This is a genomic window from Tsukamurella sp. 8F (assembly GCF_029167375.1).
GTDB lineage: Bacteria > Actinomycetota > Actinomycetes > Mycobacteriales > Mycobacteriaceae > Tsukamurella.
In genome coordinates, this window is sequence record NZ_JARFTP010000002.1 from 250816 (window position 1) to 270637 (window position 19822).

The window sequence follows — 19822 nt, forward strand, 5'->3', positions numbered from 1 at the left end:
GTCGGGTCCATCGCCGCCGGCGCATCTGCCGTGCTGACGAGGCGCAGCGCCGTGGGACCGCGCGGACGGCCGGTCCCGGGCTACTTCAGCGTCGAGTCGAGTAGGCGCGCCAGGCGCCCGCCTCCCAGGCGCAGCTGCGAATCGACCACCGGACGGAACTTCTCGACGTATGCGTCGTCGATCTTCGATGACGCTGGGTACACGGTGCGGGCGAGGCGGCAACTCGCCTCCGCCCAGCCGACAGGATCGGTGCCCCCGAGGTCCGGTGCCGGGAGTGCCTTGACCTCGGCCGGGGTGTTGGACGTGAGGAGGCCGGAGTCCCACAGCGCGTGCAGGTTCGTGGTCTTGCCTTGGTAGGTGACCGGGATGCTGTTTCCGCCACGGTCTTTCGCGTAGCCGGCGTGCAACGGCTGTTCGATGTCGCCGACGAAGTGCACGACGTACTTGAGCGCGTCGCTCCGTTCGGACTCGGACCTGCTGTGGTCGGCGAGGATCGCGGTCTGGTTCTTGATCGCGTCGATAACGTTGTTACCGCCGTTTCCGTTCTTGGAAGCGTTGTATTTGCAATCGTTCTCGCCCATGTTGATGTAGTGCCACGGCGCCGTCGCGCTGGACTTGTGCTCGTCCGCCCAGGAGGCCACGCTGGCCAGGCTCGCGCCGCCGAGAAGCTCCTTCGCCTGCTTGGTCGCGGACGCGGTGAGCTCGGACTGGGCGACCTCGGCGACGATCTGATGCCCTTCGACGCCCCATGCGTTCGAGGGGGCCGCAGCGAGTGTGCTGGCGGCGATGGTCGTGGTGGCGGCCAGCGCCGCGACTATTCGTTTCATGCCGTAACCGTCCCGCAGGGCGGACGGTCCGGCAACCGGAGGCCGCAGAGGATTCGCCGAGTCGTCACCAGGGTTTCACCTTGCTATTCCGGCCAGTGGTCGAGCCGCTCCCATGTACCGAAGCGTGGTGCCGACTCCCGTCGTATGACGATGCCGGTGTCCGCTACGACGGAACGCGGGTCGTAATCGTCGATCTCGCATCGCGCCGGAGACTCGTCGACGGGCATGTCGTCCGGATAGTGCCCGTCGACGATCACCAGCGGACCGATGCCGGTGAGATCGCTGCGGACACTGGTCGAACCGCCGTCCGTGCGGTGGAAGACCGCGGGCTCGGAGGGGGAGGGCATGCATCGAGCGTAGCGCCGAAGGTGCCTCGAACGTTCTGTCCTTCGTCGGGTGACTTCTGGGATCGGATTGTGTGCCGGCTACGGCGGATGGGTCATACGCGATGCGCGCGGAGGTGGGCGCTGAAGCGCTCTCCGATGCGTTGGTGCGCCTCTGGGCCGGGGTGCAGATTGTCGGCGAGGGGTAGATCCGCGTCCTGCGGGCCGAACAGTGTGAGGCCGTCGATATACGTCAGGTGCGGGTCGTCGACGGCGCGCGCGTCGACGAGCTCGGCGAGCTCCGCGCGGACGATGCGCAGGGTCAGCTGTCCTCGTGCGCTGCCGTCGGGGTCGCCGCCGGCGACGAATCGCATTCGACCGTCCGCGAAGTCGGGCACGACGGGGCCCGGCGTGTCTTCGTGGATCGGACAGTGCACGGCCGAGACGACGATGAGTGGCGTGGTGGGGTGACCGTCGCGGATCGTGTCCAGGAATCCGTGGACGGCCGGGCCGAAGGCGCGCCGACGCATCAGATCGGCATTCACCAGGTTGATGCCGAGTTTGATGCTGATCAGGTCGGCCGATGCGTCGCGAATCGTGCGCGCCACGAACGGATCCAGGAGCGCGCCACCACCGAATCCGAGGTTGTGGAGTTCGAGGCCGGCTCGTCTCGCGGCGATGGCAGGCCATGTACCCGTCGGATGCGCGGCGTTGGAACCGTGGCTGATCGAGCTGCCGTGGTGTACCCACAGCGCGCCGGCACCGGCGGCGGGGGACAGCGGACGGTCGCTGCGGAGGTCGACGAGCTCCGTGATCTCGTTGTGGGGTAACCAGATCTCGATCGTCTTCGCCCGGTCGGGTAGATCGGTGAAGGTGATCGTCCCGATAGGGCCCGCCTCCGTCTCCGCCGTCCCGGTGGCGATGTCCATGACCAGTACGTCGCCGCCCGTCGACGTCTCCTGCGCCGCGAGGGTGCCGTCGACCACCAGGTCGTAGACACCGTCGGGGCGGGCCGGGACACCGCGATACATCGGTCGCGTCCGTATGACGTCGAGCTCGACGATCGTCGCCGTGGTGTGGAATCTGAGACGGGCGCCAGCGGGTTGGGTCTCTGCCATGGCCATCTGAGGATCGGAACACTGCCGGCGGGCATGCGCGGGCAACCGGTGGGGAAGCAGGCCGCGGCTCGTCGGTTCGAGTTCGGCGATACCCGGCAACAGCTCGGTGGTGATCTGCGTGGATGTCAACGGCGGCACAGTGTCTCCTCGTTGTCAGCGGTCGAACGTTTCGAGGACTGGATGGGCGTCGAGTCCGGTCATACCACGACCTCAGTCCTTGGCATCACCGAAGGGACCGTCACGCTCGGTGACCGCGTTGCGGAATCCTGTGGTCGCGGCTCGCTGTTGGAATGCGTATCCCTCGCGGGTATGGCGGGAGATGCCGTCGAAGACCGTGCTGATCATCCCGGACGTGGCGACGCCCTGCGCGAGCAACGCGCTGTTGAGGGCGAGTTTGGTCATGATCAACTGGTTGATGGGCACCTGCGCGATGCGGCCGAGGAGATCCTCTGTCCGCTGGTCGAGCAGGTCGGCGGGCGGTGCCTCGACCGCGAGTCCCCACTCCGCTGCCTGCGCACCGGTGATGCTGTCGCCCGTGAGCAGAAGCCGTTTGGCGCGCTGGTCGCCGACGCGATGCGCCCACATCCCGGCGGCGGGGACGCCCCATACCCGGGCGGGCGGGTAACCGATGCGGGTGTCGTCGGCGCAGATGATCTGGTCGGCGTAGAGCGCTATGTCGGTTCCGCCCGCGATGCAGAATCCGTGCACCTTCGCGACGGTCGGTTTGTTCGCATGGAGCAGGCTCGCGAAGCCGCGATTGAAACGGCTCATCATCTGGTAGTCGATCATCGGATCCCAGGTTCCGGCCGGATCGTGATTGCGCGCCTGTACGACGGGATCGAGCACCGTTCCGGTCGTGTCCCGCCCGTCGTGATCGGGATCGTCGGTGTTCTCGGCGTACATCGCCAGGTCGTATCCGCCGCAGAAGCCCTTGCCCCTACCGGAGACCACGATGACGTGGACGTGCGGATCGAGATCCGCCCGCTCCACGGCTGCGGCGAGATCGGTGGGGGTGTCGGCGGTGATGGCGTTGCCGCGTTCCGGTCTGTCGAACGTGATGCGGGCGACGCGGTCGGTGACCTCATACGTCAGTGTTCGGTAGTCGTGATCCGGGTCGGCCGACTCGCGACCTCGGAACAGCGAGCGGTCGCCGGCGGCGAGAGACTCGCGCCAGGCTCCCGGGCGCGATCCCGGATGATTGCCGTGTGCGGTCATGGGTTCGCTCCTGTCTCAGGGGTGGCGCGATCGATCAGGGTCGTGGTGTCGACGCCGATGGGGAGTGTGCCGAGGACGTCGCCGCGGTCGCCGGCGAGGCGGGTGGCCGTGTAGGCGTCGGCGACGGATGGGTGGCCGAAGCGGAGCAGCAGTGACCCCTGGAGGAGAGCGGCCATGTCGCCGACGATGCGGCAGGTCCGGTATTGGAGAGCATCGAGATCCGTGAGGTCGACGTCCGCCAGAGTCCGCTCGATGCTACGCATGGCCGCGTCGAACCGAGGATCCGTGCCGGTGGCCGTCCTCACCTCGTCGTAGAACACGCCGAGTACCTCGGGCTGGCGGGATATCGCCCGTAGGGCGTCGAGGGCGGCGACGTTGCCCGAGCCCTCCCAGATCGACATCAGCGGTGCCTCGCGGTACAGGCGGGGCATGCGGGACTCCTCGACGTAGCCGTTCCCGCCGAGGCACTCGAGGGCTTCGGCGGCGTGCATCGGCGCGCGTTTGCAGACGTGGTATTTGGTGACCGCCAACGCGATACGGCGGAGCAGCGTGGCGCGTTCGTCGCCGGCGACGGCGAGGTCGGTCAGTTCTGCCAGCCACAGGCCGACCGTGGTCGCCGATTCGGCCTCGACCGCAAGATCGGCGAGGACGTTGCGCATCGCGGGCTGCTCCGCGAGGAGGGCTCCGAACGCCTTGCGGTGGGCGGCGTGGTGGGCGGCCTGTGCGATCCCAGTACGCATGACCGTGGCGGATCCCAGGACGCAGTCGAGCCGCGTGAGATCGACCATCTCGACGATCGTCTTGATGCCGCGGCCCTCGCCGCCGACGAGCCAGCCGACGGTGTCGTCGTATTCGACCTCACTGCTGGCGTTCGAGTGATTGCCCAGCTTGTCCTTCAGCCGCTGCAGGTTGAAGGTGTTGCGGGCGCCGTCCGGTAGTACCCGGGGGACGAGGAGACAGGCCAGACCGTCCGGGGCATGGGCAAGCACGAGGAACAAGTCGCACATCGGCGCGGACGTGAACCACTTGTGGCCGGTGATGCGGTAGCTGCCGTCCGGCTGTGGCGTCGCGGTGGTGGTGTTGACGCGGAGGTCTGAACCACCCTGCTTCTCAGTCATCGACATCCCGGCGAGCAGACCGCGTTTGGTCAGGGGCGCCCGCAGTCCGGGGTCGTACTCGGTACTGCACAGCAGCGGTTCGTACTCGGCTGCGAGAGTCTCGTTCGCCCGCAATGCCGGCACCACCGCATAGGTCATCGACACGGGGCAGCCGTGACCGGCGTCGACGTGGCCCCACACGCTCAGTTTCGCCGCCCGGATCAGGTGTGCGTTCGGCCGCGTATCGGACCAGGGTGTCGCATGCATGCCGTGGCGCACCGCGTGCTCCATCAGCCTGTGGTAGGCCGGGTCGTAGACGACCTCGTCGATGCGGTGGCCGTACCGGTCATGCGTCGCGAGGACGGGCGGATGGGCTTCGGCGAGGTCGCCGAGTTCGATCACCGCCTGGTCGCCGCCGAGTCGGCCGACCAGCCGGATCTCGTCGGTGGTGCTCGGGTGCAGCCGGTTTCGACGGAGGGCCTCGGCGATCACCGGCGTGTCCGCGGCGTTGAACCCCGTGAGGGGCGGGGGCTGGTTGGTCACGGCGTGGGTCGGCATGGCGTGTCCTCTCGGAGCGGCTGGATCATGCGTCGTCGTCACCCCGCCGGCATCGACTGGCGCGCGCGTGGTGGTCGCGGTGCAACTCGCCGTCTAATGAGGATTACATATACACATCACATGATGCAATAGTGTAATAAGAGTTCGTGGTGTAGCGTCCCGGCTCGATGGATGCCCCGCTCGTGCCACCGGTGTCAGCGCGATCAGCCGTGCTGAGCCTGCTGCTCGGCGCGCATCCGCCCAGCCTGACGGGACGCGAGATCGTCGGGGCCATGGATCTTTTCGGCATCGCTGAGACGACGACGCGGGTCGCTCTCACTCGAATGGTCGCCAACGGGGACCTTGTGCGAAGCGACTCCGTCTACACGCTGTCTGCACGGCTCGCGCAGAGGCAGAAGGACGTCGAGCCGCCCGAGCGAGGCCCGTGGACGGGTGGTTGGGAGCTGGCAGTGGTCACCACGACTGGTCGCAGCGCCACCGACCGGGTCGCATTGCGAGCCGAGATGGCGCGCCGACGGGTCGCCGAGCTGCGGGAAGGCGTGTGGACTCGACCTGCCAACCTTCGTCGTAGGTGGCCGGACAGCCTGCTCGCGGTGGCGACCTGCTTCGAAGCGTTCCCCTACGACGAGCCGGCGGAACTCGCCGGACGACTGTGGGACCTGGAATCGTGGTCCGATCGCGGCGCGGCGTATCTGGAACTCCTTGCAGAGGCGGGAGACGAGCCCGCCCGATTCAGGACGATGGTCGCGGCCGTCCATCATCTGCAGACCGACCCACTTCTCCCGAGCGAACTGCTGCCGGCGGAGTGGCCCGCGGACGCACTGACCGCCGCCTACTCCGAGTACCGCCGATGGCTCGCAGCCATGCGCGGTGATACGGACATCTCCACGCGCCGCTGACGCCGAGCGCTGTCATCGACCCGCTCGGCCTGGTCGGGATACCACCTATCCTCGCGACGTGGACTTGACGCAGCGGTTACTGGAGCAGTTCGTAGTGCTGGCGCAGGAACTGCACTTCGGGCGAGCCGCCGAGCGGCTACGGATCCAGCAGCCGCCGTTGAGTCAGGCGATCGCCCGGCTCGAGCGGGGGCTCGGTGTGCAGTTGCTGGTGCGAGACGGGCGCGGCGTGCGGTTGACTGCTGCCGGTCGGGCGTTCGCCGAGGACGCGCAGCATCTGTTGGACGGTTCGGTGGCTGCGGAGGAGCGCGTGCGGCGAGTCGGTGCGGGCGAGGAGGGGATCGTGCGGATCGGGGCCCTGAGTACGGTGCTTCTCGAGTTCGTGCCGACGCTGTTGGAAGCCGCGCGCGCCCGGCTTCCCGCAGTCACGGCTCACCTGGTGCAGGACACGTCGCCGCGGTTGTTGGACATGCTTCGGGCCCGGGCCGTGGATATGGTGCTGATCCTCGGGATCACGGCCGGTGCCGAGGATTTCGCCGTCGCGAGGCTCAGGAGTGAGTCGATCGTAGCGGCATTGCCGAGCGGGCACCGGCTGGCCGCACAAAGGTCGGTCACCTTCGCCGAACTCGCGGATGGCCCGGTGATACTCGGCCCCACGATGGCTGCGTCGGGGGTCTTGCAGGTGTTGAGACAGCAGCTGCACCGATCTGATTCGCCGTTGATCCAGGCGGGTACCGCTGACACGTTGTGGGGACTGCTGGCGCAGGCGGCGGCCGGCGTCGGCGTGGCCGTCGTTCCGGCGGCGGCCATCCGGTACCAGCATCCCGGCCTGGTGTACCGCCGCGTCAGCGATCCCGGAGCTATGCAGGGGATACCGCTGCACGCGTTTCACCACGCCGATGCCGACCCGGTGGTCCTGCGCATGATCGAGCTGGCGCGCGGAATCGAACCCGCCGTTGAACTGCCCTGATACGCCATCCCATATCGGGTGGGTGAGCAACTGGTATTGGCCCGCCGGAGACCCGCCCGCGTTAGCTGAACGAGGGAGCACCGAGCCCCGACCGACGACGAGGGGAGACTTCGATGACCGCGAATGCCCGAGGATCCGGCACAGTCGATGACGTGCTGCAGGGCTTGTACCGCGACCTGGGGTTCGACCCGGCAGCGCATGTCGGCGAGGTTGACATCGCCGGCCAGGACCCCGTGGTGCCGTCCGTACATCGAATCGGCGACGCGGCGGCCGCGGCGCTGGCTGCGCTGGGGTCCGAGGTGTCGAGCCTGTGGGTCGATCGGGGCGGAGAGGCCCAGGACATCTCGGTGTCGGTGGAGGCGGCCATCTGCCAGCTGATGGCGATCTGGTCGACCCGAGTCAACGGCGTCACGGCCGACCTCTTGATGGAGGATCCGAATCTGTTGGGCAACAGCGATTTCTATCGCGCCGGGGACGGCCGCTACATCTTCGTGCTGCTGTCCTACCCGGCGCTGCGCGACATCGCCTGCGGTGTACTGGACTGTCCGCCGGACCGTCGGCGCATGAGCGAGGTGATCGCCCGGTGGAACGCTTTCGATCTGGAGGAGGCCGTCTGCAGTCGGGGCGGCACCGCGATCGCCGTGCGTACGCAGGAGGAATGGCGTGCGCACCCGCAGGGGCGGATACTGGCCGACGGTCCGCTCATCGACATCACGAGAGTGGCCGACAGCCCGCCTGAACCGCTTTTGCCGCTCGACCCGGTCGCCGACGCGTTGCCGCTCACAGGGGCCCGCGTGCTCGACAACACCCATGTCATCGCCGGACCGATCGCCGCTCGTATCCTGGCCGAGCTCGACGCCGAGGTTCTGCACGTGTCGACTCCCGTGCACCCCGACCCCATCGGAATGATCGTCGAGACCGGGATAGGCAAGCGCTCAGCCTTCTGCGACCTCACCGATTCCGAGGATGCGCGCCGGTTCCGGCACCTGGTCGGTGGCGCCGACGTCTACGTGTGCAATTACCTCGATCTCGACGCCAAGGGGTATGGGCCGCTGGCCCTCGTCGAAGAGCGCCCCGGATTGGTAGTGCTCGACTATCACGGTTGGGGATTGTCGGGCCCATGGTCGCGGCGCGGTGGGTTCGACCAACTAGCCTGCGCCGCATCGGGATTCTCCGCTGAAGAAGGCTCGTTCGATGGGCCGAGGCTGCCGCCGACCCACCTGCTCAACGACTACATGGCCTCGATCCTCGGGGCCGCGGGCGTGATCGAAGCCCTGCGGCGACGTGCCCGCGACGGTGGTAGCTACCACGTCCACGTCGACCTGGCGAAGGTCTGTATGTGGATCCAGGATCTCGGCCTGTTCGACCGAGCGCGGGTCGCCGAGCTTCCAGCCCCGGATCCCGCAGCCGTCGGACTGGAACCGGCATCGGTCACCGGTCCGTTCGGGGCCACCACGTATCTGCCGACCCAGATCGGCTACTCCACACTCAGGCCCCGGCTGCGGCGATCGGCCGAGCCGCTCGGCGCATCACCTCTCGAGTGGCGGTAGAGCCGCTGGGTCTCGTCGCGTCTCCGCGCCCGTGTCGATGTCCCCGATGGCCACCGAGCGTAGTGTTGCTGCGGTAGCCGGACGCGCTCGCCGTGACGGCGAGCGCCCGGCTCAGGCCGCCGGTGCGGCGCTCGACGACAGCAAAGGAGTTCTCATGGGGCACCACAAGGACAACGACGAACTGCGCGACGACCGACGTGGACAGGAAGAGCGCCGTCAGGAGTTGCGGGACGATGTGTTCGAGGACGCCGATGGGGCTGTCGAAGATCTCGGATCGCAGGATGAGCGACGCAAGGAGGGCCGGCGGCCGCTCTGACAGCCGGGGAACTGCCGGGCGCGTCAGGCCCGCGCACAAGATTCCGGACGCCGTCAGAAGCGGAGAACGAGACGCCCGCGTAGGCCCCCCTTCTCCAGCCGACGGTGGGCTTCCGCCGACTCGCTTGCCGGAACGATGTCCGCGCCGCGGGTGGTGATGCCGCCCGCCAGCGGCGTTCGCAGGCCCACGAATACTCCGCCGTCGCGCACCGCAGCTGCTGCATCGTCCCGCCGGAGCGCGGCGTCGATCACTGCGTCGACGCCGTCCGGGAAGACCGCACGGACTCCCTCTGCGAACCCGTCACCTCGCGCCGTCGGCGGGTCCCACCTGTTCCGCGAGACAGGTGCTGTTCGCGCGGCGCTACAGCGCCGGAGTGGGGCGTATCATGCAAGCCGTTCCGCCAGGGCGCCGTCGGGAGTGTTCGGGGGTACCAGTAGCAGGCCGCGGTGCCCGGCGGCGGCGAGAAGGTGCCCGGTCGGTGTGTGCGGGTGCGCGACCCAGTGGCCGGCACCGTCAGGCTCTGCGGGCACGATGCGCCACCGATCGGCGTGGGAGAGGCCGGTGATGGGCACGAGGTCTCGGGTGCGGGCGGTGGCGGCGGTCAGGGCATCGACGATGGCGGGGCCCAGTAGCGCGGCCGCCGACAGCGCCGCGAGCGGATTCCCGCCGAGGCCGAGCAGCACGCGCGTTCCGAGTGTGGCGACGAGCACGCTCCCGCCCGGCCGCACGGCTACCTTCTCGACGACGGGGGTGCCCCCCGCACGGGCTGTCGCCGATCGGAGGTGGTCGGCCACACCACGTCCCGTCGCGCCGATCACCGCGATGACGTCGGAGTCCTCGGCGAGGGCGGAATCGAGTGCTGCGGGGTCGTCCGCTAGGTGGCTGCCTATGGTGACCCGCGCGCCGGTGCGCGCGAGTACGGCGACCACAGGGCCGGAAGCGGTCTCGGGTATCCGGTCCGGCGCGGTGCCGCCGCGGTCGATCTCGTCGCCGGATGTGTACACCGTGATGCGCACGGGTCCGCGGATCGCGGCCCGCTCCACCCTGGCGGACCGCGCTACCGAGACCACGACGTCTGTGACCGGGGCCCCGGCAGGGATCAGGACGTCGCCGGGACGCCACGATTCGCCGCGACGTCGGGTGTCGTCCCGGTCTTCGGGGCCGGAGCCGTTCTGCCGCAGCACCTCCGAGGCGTAGCTGACCTCCTCGTCGCGGATCACGCGGGCGGCTCCGTCGGGGAGCCGTGCGCCCGTGGCGATGCGACGCGCGTGGCCGGGCACGAGTGCACCGGCGTCGGCGCCTGCTGCGACCGGCCCGCCGTCGGGAACCCAAGGCCCCTGCCCGGCGACGGCCCACCCGTCCATCGCCGAGGCGTCGTAGGGCGGGAACGGTGCTGCGGCCGTGAGGGGCTCAGCGAGCACCGCGCCCACCTCCAACGCGGCGCGGCGCGGCGGGAGGGGTGCGATGGAGTCCCGGATCGCTGCCCGCGCACCATAGGGTGTCGCGGCGGCCTGTAGTCGGGCGGCTTCGAGCTGTTCGGGAGTGTCGACGTCGGCCGCCCCGGCGGAGGGGACCAGGACGGCGTCGTGCGGTACGAGATCACGCATGCGTGGCGGAACGCCCGACAGCGCGCGGGCGAGCGCCGCGGAATCCCATACTGCGGTGAGGTATTGGGGACGGTCGTCGCAGGCCAGCGCGACCGGGGCCGTGCCCCGGGCGGCGACGAGTCGCGCCACCTCGTCGGCGGTGATCCCCGGGAGATCCGATGCGAGCACCACCACTTCGGCGGAACCCGCTGGGAGCGCGGAGAATCCGGCGGCGATCGCTGCGACCGGCCCTGCGCCTGCCGGGGTCTCGCGCACGATGCGCACACCGTCGGGTACGTCCCGCGGCGGACCCACGACGACGATCGCCTCCGCGCCGGAGACCGCGTTCAGCGCGATGTCGAGGAGCCGCCGGCCGCCTACGCGCTGCTCGGGCTTGTCGGCGCCGAGGCGCCGCGCCGCGCCGCCCGCGAGGACGATTGCGTGCACGGGCAGCTGGGTCACGGTGCTCGTTCCATCGTTGTAGGTTCACCCGGCGGGAGGGGGACGGCGCTCGGCACAGCCGACGCCGATCCAGCAGTCGATACCACTCTCGGGCGTTCCCACCATATTCGAGACTGTCGATCAGGACGACTTGGCCACCCGCACCCGCAGGTTCTTCATCAGAGGCTGGTCCGACTGCGTGCTGTAATCGGCGATACCGACGAGGGCATTCATCTCCGGCATGTACCCGGCGGCGCTGCCAGGGGGCAGGTCGTATCGCAGCGCCCGGAACCGGCGAAGTGTGCGCTCCGAGCCGTCGCGTGAGGTGGCGGTGATGTCCACGAACTCGCCTTCGACGAAGCCGCGGGAGTCCATATCGGCCGCGTTCATGAAGACCAGCTCACGCAGGTTCTTGATGCCGCGGTACCGGTCGTCGGCCGAGTAGATCGTGGTGTTCCACTGGTCGTGTGAGCGCATGGTCTGCAGGACCAGCACGTCGTTCTCGTCGGGGATCACATCGGGCATCGGGGCGAGTGAGAATTGTGCCCGACCAGTCGGGGTTCGGAACACACGTCGGCGTGCGGGCTGGGGGATACGGAAGCCGCCGGGGTGGCGGATCAGGTCGTTGAATCCCTCGAAACCGGGCAGCACTCGTGCCATCACGTCACGGATGCGATCGTAGTCGTCCACGTACCACTTCCACGGGGTCGTGGAGTCGGGCAGCGCCGCCTCGGCGATGCCGGCGATGATCGCGGGCTCGGACCTCAGGTCGGGCGAGGCCGGGCGACGCTTCCCGTGGGAGATGTGCACCATGCTCATCGCGTCCTCGACCGTGACGCCCTGCAGACCGGCCACCTGTTCGTCCTTCTCGGTACGACCGAGGCAGGGCAGGATCAGGGCTTTGCGTCCGTGCACCAGGTGGCTGCGGTTGAGTTTGGTGCTCACCTGCACGGTGAGCTCGGTATTGCGTAGGCCGGCAGCGGTATAGGAGGTATCGGGGGCGGCGAGGACGAAGTTTCCGCCCATTCCCACGAACACCTTCACCCGACCGTCATGCATGGCCTGCACCGTGTGGACCGTGTCGAGGCCGTGAGTGCGTGGGGAGACGATGCCGCACACCGAATCCATCGCGTCGAGCCACGCAGGCGGGCGATGGTCGATACCGCACGTGCGGTTGCCCTGCACATTGCTGTGCCCGCGTACCGGCGAGGGGCCGGCGCCCGGACGGCCGATGTTGCCGCGGAGCATCAGCAGGTTGGTGATCTCACGGACGGTGTCGACGCCGTGTTCGTGCTGCGTCACGCCCAGGCACCACGAGATGATCGCGCGCTCGGCGTTGAGGTAGATGTCGCCGACTCGGCGGATCTCCGGCTCCGTCAGGCCCGCCTGCGCCGTGATATCCGCCCAATCGGTGGCGGCCACCAGATCGCGATACGCCTCGAAGTCCGCCGTGAAGTCGTCGAGGAACCCACGATCGAGCACCGTCGGATCGTTCTCGGCTGCCTCGAACACGACCTTGGCCATGCCCCGCATCAGGGCGAGGTCGCCGCCCGGGCGTACCTGAACGTTCATGTCCGACACCGACGTAGCTTTGAACAGGGCCATATCGACCATTTCGTGCGGCACGATGGTCTTGGTGGCGCCGGCCTCGACGAGTGGGTTGATGTGCACCACCTGGGCGCCTCGGCGCGTCGCATCGGCGAGGGCGGTCAGCATCCGCGGCGCGTTCGACGCGGCGTTGACGCCCATCACGATCAACAGGTCGGCCTCCTCCCAATCGGCCAGATCGCATGTGCCCTTACCGGTGCCGATCGACGCCTGCAGCGCCCGGCCCGAAGCCTCGTGGCACATGTTCGAACAATCCGGCAGGTTGTTCGTGCCGTATTCGCGAGCCAGAAGCTGGTAGAGGAAGGTGGCCTCGTTGCTCAGCCGTCCGGACGTGTAGAACGCGGCTTCGTCGGGACTCGCGAGGCCCCGGAGGGTGTCGCCCACCAACGCGAACGCATCGTCCCAACCGATCGGGACGTACCGATCGCCGACCTCGTCGTACACCATGGGTTCGGTCAGACGGCCCTCGTTCTCGAGGTCGAAATCGGTCCATTCGGCGAGTGCGGTCAGGGTGTGTTGCTCGAAGAACTCGCGTTCGACGCGTTTGGGCGTCATCTCCCACGTGACGTGTTTGACGCCGTTCTCGCAGAAGTCGAGCGTGAGTCTCTTGTCGTCCGGCCACGCACATCCGGGGCAGTCGTAACCGGTGGGATGGTTCATGACGAACATCGAGTGCGTGCCTCGGAGCAGTTCGCGTTGTCTCATCAAGATGGTGCCCACCGACTTCGCCGCGCCCCATGACGCGGCGGCGTGGTGATACGGCGTGCTGGACCACGCACGATCCGTGACCGGACCGAAGCCGCCCTGGCGGGGAGTGTCGGGCATCAGTCCGGGGACGTCGGCGACGTTGTGGCGGTGGTGGTGCGTCGTCATGTTCGGACTTCCTGTCGCACTCGTTGGGGCTGGCTGTAGACGTTCAGGTGATTGCCGCGGACGAAGCCGAAAAGGGTCAGGCCCGCCTCGTCGGCGAGTTCGGTCGCAAGCGACGACGGCGCCGAGACGGCCGAGAGTACGGGGATTCCGGCCATCACCGCCTTCTGGACCAGCTCGAAGCTGGTACGACCCGACACCTGGAGAACGACGCCACGTAGTGGAAGGCGATCATTCAGGAGTGCCCAGCCGATCACCTTGTCGACGGCGTTGTGCCGGCCCACGTCCTCCCGCAGGACAAGCAGGTCGCCGCTGGTCGCGTCGAACAGGGCAGCCGCGTGCAGGCCACCGGTCTTCTCGAATACCGCCTGCTGCTCGCGAAGTCGATCGGGGAACGTCGTCAGCTGCGCCACGTCGACGGTGACGGGATCGTCACGGAGGTCGAACCGTGAGACGGTGCGCACCGCCTCGATACTGGCCTTACCGCACATGCCGCACGAACTGGTCGTATAGAAGTTGCGCGTCGCGCCGGCCGCCAACGATCGTGCACCGGCCGCGAGCCCGACGTCGAGGACGTTGTACGTGGCGACGCCCCTGCTCGCTGCCGGGTCGCCACAATAGACGGCCGAGTGGAAATCGGCGGGGGCACCGACGACACCCTCCGAGACAAGGAATCCGGCGGCGAGCTCGACGTCGTGCCCGGGCGTGCGCATGGTGATCGTGAGCGGCGCGCCAGCGACCCGGATCTCGAGCGGCTCCTCCACAGCGAGCGTGTCGATACGGCGCCTCGGTTCCTCGCCCACCGTGAGCTTGGCCACCGGGCGACGCACCGTGATCCGACCCATGACTGCCAAATTACACCCGGGACAGCAGGTGTACCGCCTCCCGAGGCGCTGTCACCACCCCCGTGTTCGCCACTCCTCGAGGTGTGGTCGCTCCGTGCCGAGGGTCGTGTCCTTCCCGTGCCCGGGGTAGACGACGGTGTCGTCGCCGTAGCGGTCGAACACCTTCTCCTCGACGCCGTCGAGTAGGGAGGTGAAAGCGTCTGCGTCGCCGGTCTTTCCGACTCCGCCAGGGAAGAGGCAGTCGCCGCTGAACAGGTGGACCGTCCCGTCGTCGTCGGTAAGCGCGAGGGCGACGGAACCGGGGGTGTGGCCGATCAGCTCGATGACGTCGAGGTTCAGCTCGCCGACGACGAGCCGCTCCCCGTCGGCGAGAGTGCGGTCGACCGGTGCCTCGATACCCTCGACGTCGTTGACACCCGCGATGGACGGCACGTCCAGAGCCTCGCGCACGTCGGCTAGTGCGAACCAGTGGTCGGGATGCCGGTGGGTGGTCACGATGGCCTCGATGCCGCCGACCTGCCGCGCGACGTCGAGGATCCGCTCCGGTTCGTTCGCGGCATCGATCAGCAGGGTGCGGCCGGAATCGTCGGACACGACGTAGACGTTGTTGTCCATCGGCCCTACGGAGACCTTGACGATGGTGGCGCCGGGAACGCGGCGGCGTGCTGCGTCGCCGCCGGGCTCGACGGCGCCGGTGTACTGGTCGGAGATCGTCACGGGCGTGCTCACGTGTCACACGCTACCGGCCGTGCCGACCGCCGGTTCGAAACTTGTCGGTGGTCGTCACTAACATGGGCCTGCGGGGAACACATGTTCGTCGCAACAGCCTTCAGAGCCGACAACCGAACAACCCGGAAAGGACCGTGACGTGGCCGATCGCCTGATCGTCCGGGGCGCCCGCGAGCACAATCTGCGTGGTGTCGACATCGACCTGCCCCGTGACAGCCTGGTCGTCTTCACGGGTCTGTCCGGCTCAGGCAAGTCGAGCCTCGCCTTCGACACGATCTTCGCGGAGGGGCAGCGCCGGTATGTCGAATCGCTGTCGGCGTATGCGCGCCAGTTCCTCGGCCAGATGGACAAGCCGGACGTCGATTTCATCGAGGGGCTCTCGCCCGCGGTGTCGATCGACCAGAAGTCGACCAACCGGAACCCGCGATCCACTGTCGGAACCATCACCGAGGTATACGACTATCTCCGCCTGCTGTATGCCCGCGCGGGCAAGCCGCACTGCCCGCAATGCGGCGCGGCGATCGCGAAGCAGACGCCGCAGCAGATCGTGGATCAGGTGCTGGAGATGGAGGCGGGCACCCGCTTCCAGGTGCTCGCTCCGGTGGTCCGCACCCGCAAGGGCGAGTTCGTCGATCTGTTCTCGCAGCTGCAGAGTTCGGGCTACGCCCGCGCGCGGATCGACGGTGTGGTCCACCAGTTGGCGGATCCACCCAAACTGAAGAAGCAGGAGAAGCACGACATAGAGGTGGTGGTCGACCGCCTGGCGGTGAAGCCGAGTTCGAAGCAGCGCCTCACCGACTCGATCGAGACCGCGCTGCGGCTCGCCGACGGCATCGTCGTCCTCGACTTCGTGGACCGTGAGGAGGACGACGCCGAGCGCGAGCGCCGCTTCTCGGAGAGGATGGCCTGCCCCAACGGGCACCCGATCGCCGTCGATGATCTCGAGCCCCGTTCGTTCTCCTTCAACTCGCCGTACGGCGCGTGCCCCGCGTGCGACGGGCTCGGCGTGCACAAGGAGGTCGACCCGGACCTCGTCGTGCCGGACCCCATGGCGTCGCTCGCCGAAGGCGCGATCGCCCCCTGGGCCGGAGGACAGACCGCCGAGTACTTCCTGCGCCTGCTCTCCGGTCTGGCGGACGCGATGGGGTTCGACCTCGACACCCCGTGGGGGAAGCTGCCCGCCAAGGTGCGGCGCGCGGTGCTCGAGGGCTCGGAGCATCAGGTGCACGTCAAGTACCGCAACCGCTACGGCCGTACGCGCTCGTACTACGCGGAGTTCGAGGGCGTGATGCCGTTCCTCCAGCGCCGTATGAGCCAGACGGAGTCGGAGCAGATGAAGGAACGGTACGAGGGCTACATGCGGGACGTGCCATGCCCCGCGTGTCGAGGGGCGCGTCTGCGCCCGGAGATCCTGTCCGTGACGCTCGACCATCCACGGTTCGGGGAGAAGTCCATCGCGGACGTCTCGTCACTGTCGGTCGCGGAGTGCGCCGACTATCTGTCGGATCTGGCCCTCGGCGCGCGCGAGGCGGCGATCGCCGGGCGCGTGCTCAAGGAGGTGCAGGCCCGCATCACGTTCCTGCTGGACGTGGGCCTCGAATACCTGTCGCTCGACCGCGCGGCAGGCTCCCTGTCCGGTGGTGAGGCGCAGCGCATCCGATTGGCCACACAGATCGGCTCGGGCCTCGCGGGTGTTCTCTACGTGCTCGACGAGCCGTCGATCGGCCTGCATCAGCGGGACAACCGGCGCCTCATCGAGACCCTCACCCGGTTGCGCGATCTCGGCAACACACTCATCGTGGTCGAACACGACGAGGACACGATCCGCACGGCCGACTGGATCATCGACATCGGTCCCATGGCGGGGGAGCACGGCGGACGGGTCGTGCACAGCGGCACCTACAAGCAACTGCTGAAGAACAAGGAGTCGCTCACCGGCGCTTACCTGTCGGGCCGGAGGCACCTCGAGGTGCCCGAGATCCGACGGCCGATCGACCGCAAGCGTCAGCTGAAGGTCGTCGGTGCGCGCGAACACAACCTCAAGGGCATCGACGTCGAGTTCCCGCTCGGCGTCGTCACTGCCGTCACCGGGGTGTCAGGCTCGGGCAAGTCGACGCTCGTCAACGACATCCTTGCGACCGTTCTGGCGAACAAGCTCAACGGCGCCCGGCAGGTTCCGGGACGGCACAGCCGCGTGGGTGGCCTCGACCACCTGGACAAGCTCGTGCAGGTCGACCAGTCGCCGATCGGCCGCACGCCGCGCTCCAACCCCGCCACGTATACGGGCGTGTTCGACAAGATCCGCACCCTGTTCGCGTCTACGACGGAGGCCAAGGTCCGCGGTTACCAGCCGGGTCGGTTCTCGTTCAACGTGAAGGGCGGCCGCTGCGAGGCGTGCGCGGGTGACGGCACGATCAAGATCGAGATGAACTTCCTGCCCGACGTGTACGTGCCCTGCGAGGTCTGCCACGGCGCCCGGTACAACCGGGAGACGTTGGAAGTGCACTACAAGGGCAAGACCATCGCCGAGGTTCTGGACATGCCGATCGAGGAGGCCGCCGAGTTCTTCGAGCCGGTCACGTCCATCCACCGTTACCTCAAGACCCTTGTCGACGTCGGCCTCGGCTACGTCCGGCTCGGCCAGCCCGCCCCCACCCTGTCCGGCGGAGAGGCGCAGCGCGTCAAGCTCGCGGCCGAGTTGCAGAAGCGGTCGGCGGGCAAGACGGTCTACATACTCGACGAGCCGACCACGGGCCTGCACTTCGAGGACATCCGCAAGCTGCTGCTGGTGGTGAACGGGCTGGTCGACAAGGGCAACACGGTGATCGTCATCGAGCACAATCTCGACGTCATCAAGACGGCGGACTGGGTCGTCGACATGGGGCCCGAGGGCGGATCGGGCGGCGGCACGGTCGTCGCGAGCGGCACGCCGGAGCACATCGCGGAGGTCCCCGAGTCATACACAGGAAAGTTCCTCTCCGAGGTGCTCTAGCGTTTCGGTTGGGGATGGAGTTGTGGACAAGATGTGCATCCAGTTCCACATCTTGTGATAATTGCACGCGTGTGACACAAGATGTAGTGTTGAGGCATGAACGAGGTGACCGTCTACTCAAAGCCCGCGTGTGTGCAGTGCACGGCGACCTACCGTGCCCTCGACAAGGCCGGTATCGCGTACACCGTCGTCGACATCTCCCAGGACGACGAGGCGCGGGACTACGTGCTCGCGCTCGGTCACCTGCAGGCGCCCGTGGTCGTCGCGGACGACGGGGCGCACTGGTCGGGCTTCCGGCCGGACCGCATCAAGGCGATGGTCGCCGCCTGACAGGCTCCACCCGGCGTGCCGGGTGACACGACGGAGCCCCGGACACTCAGTGGGAAGGTGTCCGGGGCTCCGTCTGTCTGTCGGCGTTCGGGTCCGCCCGCTCCCGTGCGGGGCACCCATCCCGGCGTGCTCAGGTGCAGACGTCCGCCATGGTGTACGGCACGGATTCGGCGCGGTCCTCGTCGACTACGACGGGCGGGCCGATCTGCGGGAACGCGCGCTGCCCGCACGATGGGCGGGGGCACACCTTGCAGCCCGCGCCGATGGGGACGAAGGACTGCGGCTCGTCGAGGGCGAGGCCACGCGAGTACACGAGGCGCCCCGCGTGCGCGAGGTCGCACCCCAGCCCGATTGCGAAAGTCCGCCCCTGGCCGAGGAATCCGTCGGGGGAGCGCTCGTCGGTGGTACGCGCGACCCACAGATATCCGCGGCCGTCCGGCATCTGGGCGACCTGCGTTCGGATGCGTCCGGGCGACGTGAACGCGTCGTGCACCACCCACAACGGGCAACTGCCCCCCACGCGCGAGAAGTGGAAGGCCGTGGCGGACTGGCGTTTCGAGATATTTCCGGCACGATCGATACGGACCAGGAAGAACGGGATCCCGCGTCGTCCCGGCCGCTGTAGCGTCGAGAGCCGGTGACACACGGTCTCGAAGCCCACTTCGAACCGGGCACCCAGCAGATCGATGTCGTAGGAGAGTTCCTCGGCGGCGCGCAGGAAGCGTTCGTAGGGGAGCACCAGCGCGCCCGCGAAGTAGTTGGCGAGCCCGACGCGTGCCAGGGCTCGGGAGCGCTCGGGGAGATCCGGTGCGGCGGCGATGATGCGGTCCATGGTGTCGGACTGGGTGAGGAACGCGATCTGTGTTGCGATCTGGAAGGCGCGCTGCCCGTGGTCCAACCGTCGGGCCAGAGTGAGAACACCTGCAGTACGGTCGAATTCGCGCTTGGGACCGCCGGTATCCGCCGTGCCGCCGCGGATTCGTACCGTCACCCCGTATTGATCGCGAGCCAGCCGTGCGAGCTGCAGGTCGAGGCCACCGAGTGCGAGGTCGCTCGTCTCGAACAGGTCCTCGGCGGCGGCGTCGAGTTCGGGGATGTGGTTACGCCTGTCGTAGAAGAAGTCGCGCACGTCCTCGTACGCCGTCGACTGCGACTCGGCATGCGGACTCAGATCCGCGGACAGGCGGTCGGCCTGGTCGGTCGCCGTGCGCAGGCGGCGGTGCAGCGCGACGACGGCTTTCGCAACCGACGGCGACCGGGCTACCAGGTCGTCGAGCTCCTCCGCGACGGCGCCCTCGCCGGCGTCCGCGAGGGCCTCATGCAGGTCTGCCACCAGGCGCGCGTCGGAGTCGGCCGAGAAGTACGTCGGCTCGAGGTCGAACGCCGAACCGAACTTGAGCAGTACCGCGACGGACAGCGGACGCTGGTCGTTCTCCAGCTGGTTGACGTAGCTGACGGACAGATCGAGCATGCGGGCGAGCGCGGTCTGCGTGAGGCCGCGCTCGATGCGTAGCCGCCGGATCCGCGCGCCCACATACATCCGTTCCACGC

The 19822-nt window shown here is 68.2% G+C and carries 17 protein-coding genes; 6 read left to right on the top strand and 11 right to left on the bottom strand.

Features of this window, described 5'->3' with window-relative positions; all coding sequences use genetic code 11:
• Positions 1–80 precede the first annotated feature (80 nt).
• From P0W64_RS02675 to P0W64_RS02695, 5 genes are all read right to left on the bottom strand, one after another.
• Entirely contained in the window at positions 81–827 is a 747-nt protein-coding gene (locus P0W64_RS02675; protein WP_275478494.1) for a S1/P1 nuclease, read from the bottom strand.
• Between the two features lie 83 nt (positions 828–910).
• On the bottom strand, positions 911–1174 hold the full coding sequence (locus P0W64_RS02680; protein ID WP_275478495.1) for a hypothetical protein: 264 nt from the start codon (positions 1172–1174) through the stop codon (positions 911–913).
• Between the two features lie 92 nt (positions 1175–1266).
• Complete coding sequence (locus P0W64_RS02685; protein ID WP_343232834.1) at positions 1267–2406, bottom strand: SGNH/GDSL hydrolase family protein; 1140 nt, start codon at positions 2404–2406, stop codon at positions 1267–1269.
• A 72-nt stretch (positions 2407–2478) separates the two neighbouring features.
• Positions 2479–3483, bottom strand: coding sequence for a crotonase/enoyl-CoA hydratase family protein (locus tag P0W64_RS02690; RefSeq protein WP_275478497.1), 1005 nt, complete (start codon positions 3481–3483; stop codon positions 2479–2481).
• Complete coding sequence (locus P0W64_RS02695) at positions 3480–5138, bottom strand: acyl-CoA dehydrogenase family protein (protein WP_275478498.1); 1659 nt, start codon at positions 5136–5138, stop codon at positions 3480–3482. Before P0W64_RS02695 ends, P0W64_RS02690 begins: the two co-directional genes overlap by 4 nt.
• A gap of 191 nt (positions 5139–5329) precedes the next feature.
• Between P0W64_RS02695 and P0W64_RS02700 the strand changes: the two genes are divergently transcribed.
• From P0W64_RS02700 to P0W64_RS02715, 4 genes are all read left to right on the top strand, one after another.
• Positions 5330–6037: a PaaX family transcriptional regulator C-terminal domain-containing protein gene (locus P0W64_RS02700; RefSeq protein WP_275478499.1), complete on the top strand. Its 708-nt coding sequence runs from the start codon at positions 5330–5332 to the stop codon at positions 6035–6037.
• A gap of 58 nt (positions 6038–6095) precedes the next feature.
• Complete coding sequence (locus P0W64_RS02705) at positions 6096–7004, top strand: LysR substrate-binding domain-containing protein (RefSeq protein WP_275478500.1); 909 nt, start codon at positions 6096–6098, stop codon at positions 7002–7004.
• Positions 7005–7117: 113 nt separating this feature from the next.
• Positions 7118–8554, top strand: coding sequence for a CoA transferase (locus P0W64_RS02710; RefSeq protein ID WP_275478501.1), 1437 nt, complete (start codon positions 7118–7120; stop codon positions 8552–8554).
• Positions 8555–8600: 46 nt separating this feature from the next.
• The gene (locus P0W64_RS02715; RefSeq protein ID WP_275478502.1) at positions 8601–8870 is read left to right on the top strand and encodes a hypothetical protein; all 270 of its coding nucleotides are present in this window, start codon (positions 8601–8603) and stop codon (positions 8868–8870) included.
• Positions 8871–8923: 53 nt separating this feature from the next.
• On the opposite strand, the gene P0W64_RS02720 is transcribed toward P0W64_RS02715, so the two are convergent.
• The 5 genes from P0W64_RS02720 to P0W64_RS02740 all read right to left on the bottom strand — a co-directional run bounded on the left by P0W64_RS02720 (position 8924) and on the right by P0W64_RS02740 (position 14949).
• On the bottom strand, positions 8924–9121 hold the full coding sequence (locus P0W64_RS02720) for a hypothetical protein (RefSeq protein WP_275478503.1): 198 nt from the start codon (positions 9119–9121) through the stop codon (positions 8924–8926).
• 132 nt (positions 9122–9253) lie between these two features.
• The gene (locus P0W64_RS02725) at positions 9254–10918 is read right to left on the bottom strand and encodes an NTP transferase domain-containing protein (protein WP_275478504.1); all 1665 of its coding nucleotides are present in this window, start codon (positions 10916–10918) and stop codon (positions 9254–9256) included.
• A 120-nt stretch (positions 10919–11038) separates the two neighbouring features.
• Complete coding sequence (locus P0W64_RS02730; RefSeq protein ID WP_275478505.1) at positions 11039–13378, bottom strand: FdhF/YdeP family oxidoreductase; 2340 nt, start codon at positions 13376–13378, stop codon at positions 11039–11041.
• Entirely contained in the window at positions 13375–14220 is an 846-nt protein-coding gene (gene fdhD / locus P0W64_RS02735) for a formate dehydrogenase accessory sulfurtransferase FdhD (RefSeq protein WP_275478506.1), read from the bottom strand. The genes P0W64_RS02730 and fdhD overlap by 4 nt, the downstream gene beginning before the upstream one ends.
• A gap of 51 nt (positions 14221–14271) precedes the next feature.
• Positions 14272–14949, bottom strand: coding sequence for an MBL fold metallo-hydrolase (locus P0W64_RS02740; protein WP_275478507.1), 678 nt, complete (start codon positions 14947–14949; stop codon positions 14272–14274).
• A 139-nt stretch (positions 14950–15088) separates the two neighbouring features.
• On the opposite strand from P0W64_RS02740, the gene uvrA reads away from it, so the two are divergent.
• Together uvrA and nrdH are read left to right on the top strand one after the other, a co-directional pair.
• Positions 15089–17941 (top strand): excinuclease ABC subunit UvrA, encoded by a 2853-nt coding sequence (uvrA, locus tag P0W64_RS02745; RefSeq protein ID WP_275478508.1) that lies wholly within the window; start codon positions 15089–15091, stop codon positions 17939–17941.
• 96 nt (positions 17942–18037) lie between these two features.
• On the top strand, positions 18038–18271 hold the full coding sequence (gene nrdH / locus P0W64_RS02750; RefSeq protein WP_275478509.1) for a glutaredoxin-like protein NrdH: 234 nt from the start codon (positions 18038–18040) through the stop codon (positions 18269–18271).
• A 130-nt stretch (positions 18272–18401) separates the two neighbouring features.
• On the opposite strand, the gene P0W64_RS02755 is transcribed toward nrdH, so the two are convergent.
• The gene (locus P0W64_RS02755) at positions 18402–19820 is read right to left on the bottom strand and encodes a short-chain fatty acyl-CoA regulator family protein (protein ID WP_275478510.1); all 1419 of its coding nucleotides are present in this window, start codon (positions 19818–19820) and stop codon (positions 18402–18404) included.
• Between the last annotated feature and the right edge of the window lie 2 nt (positions 19821–19822).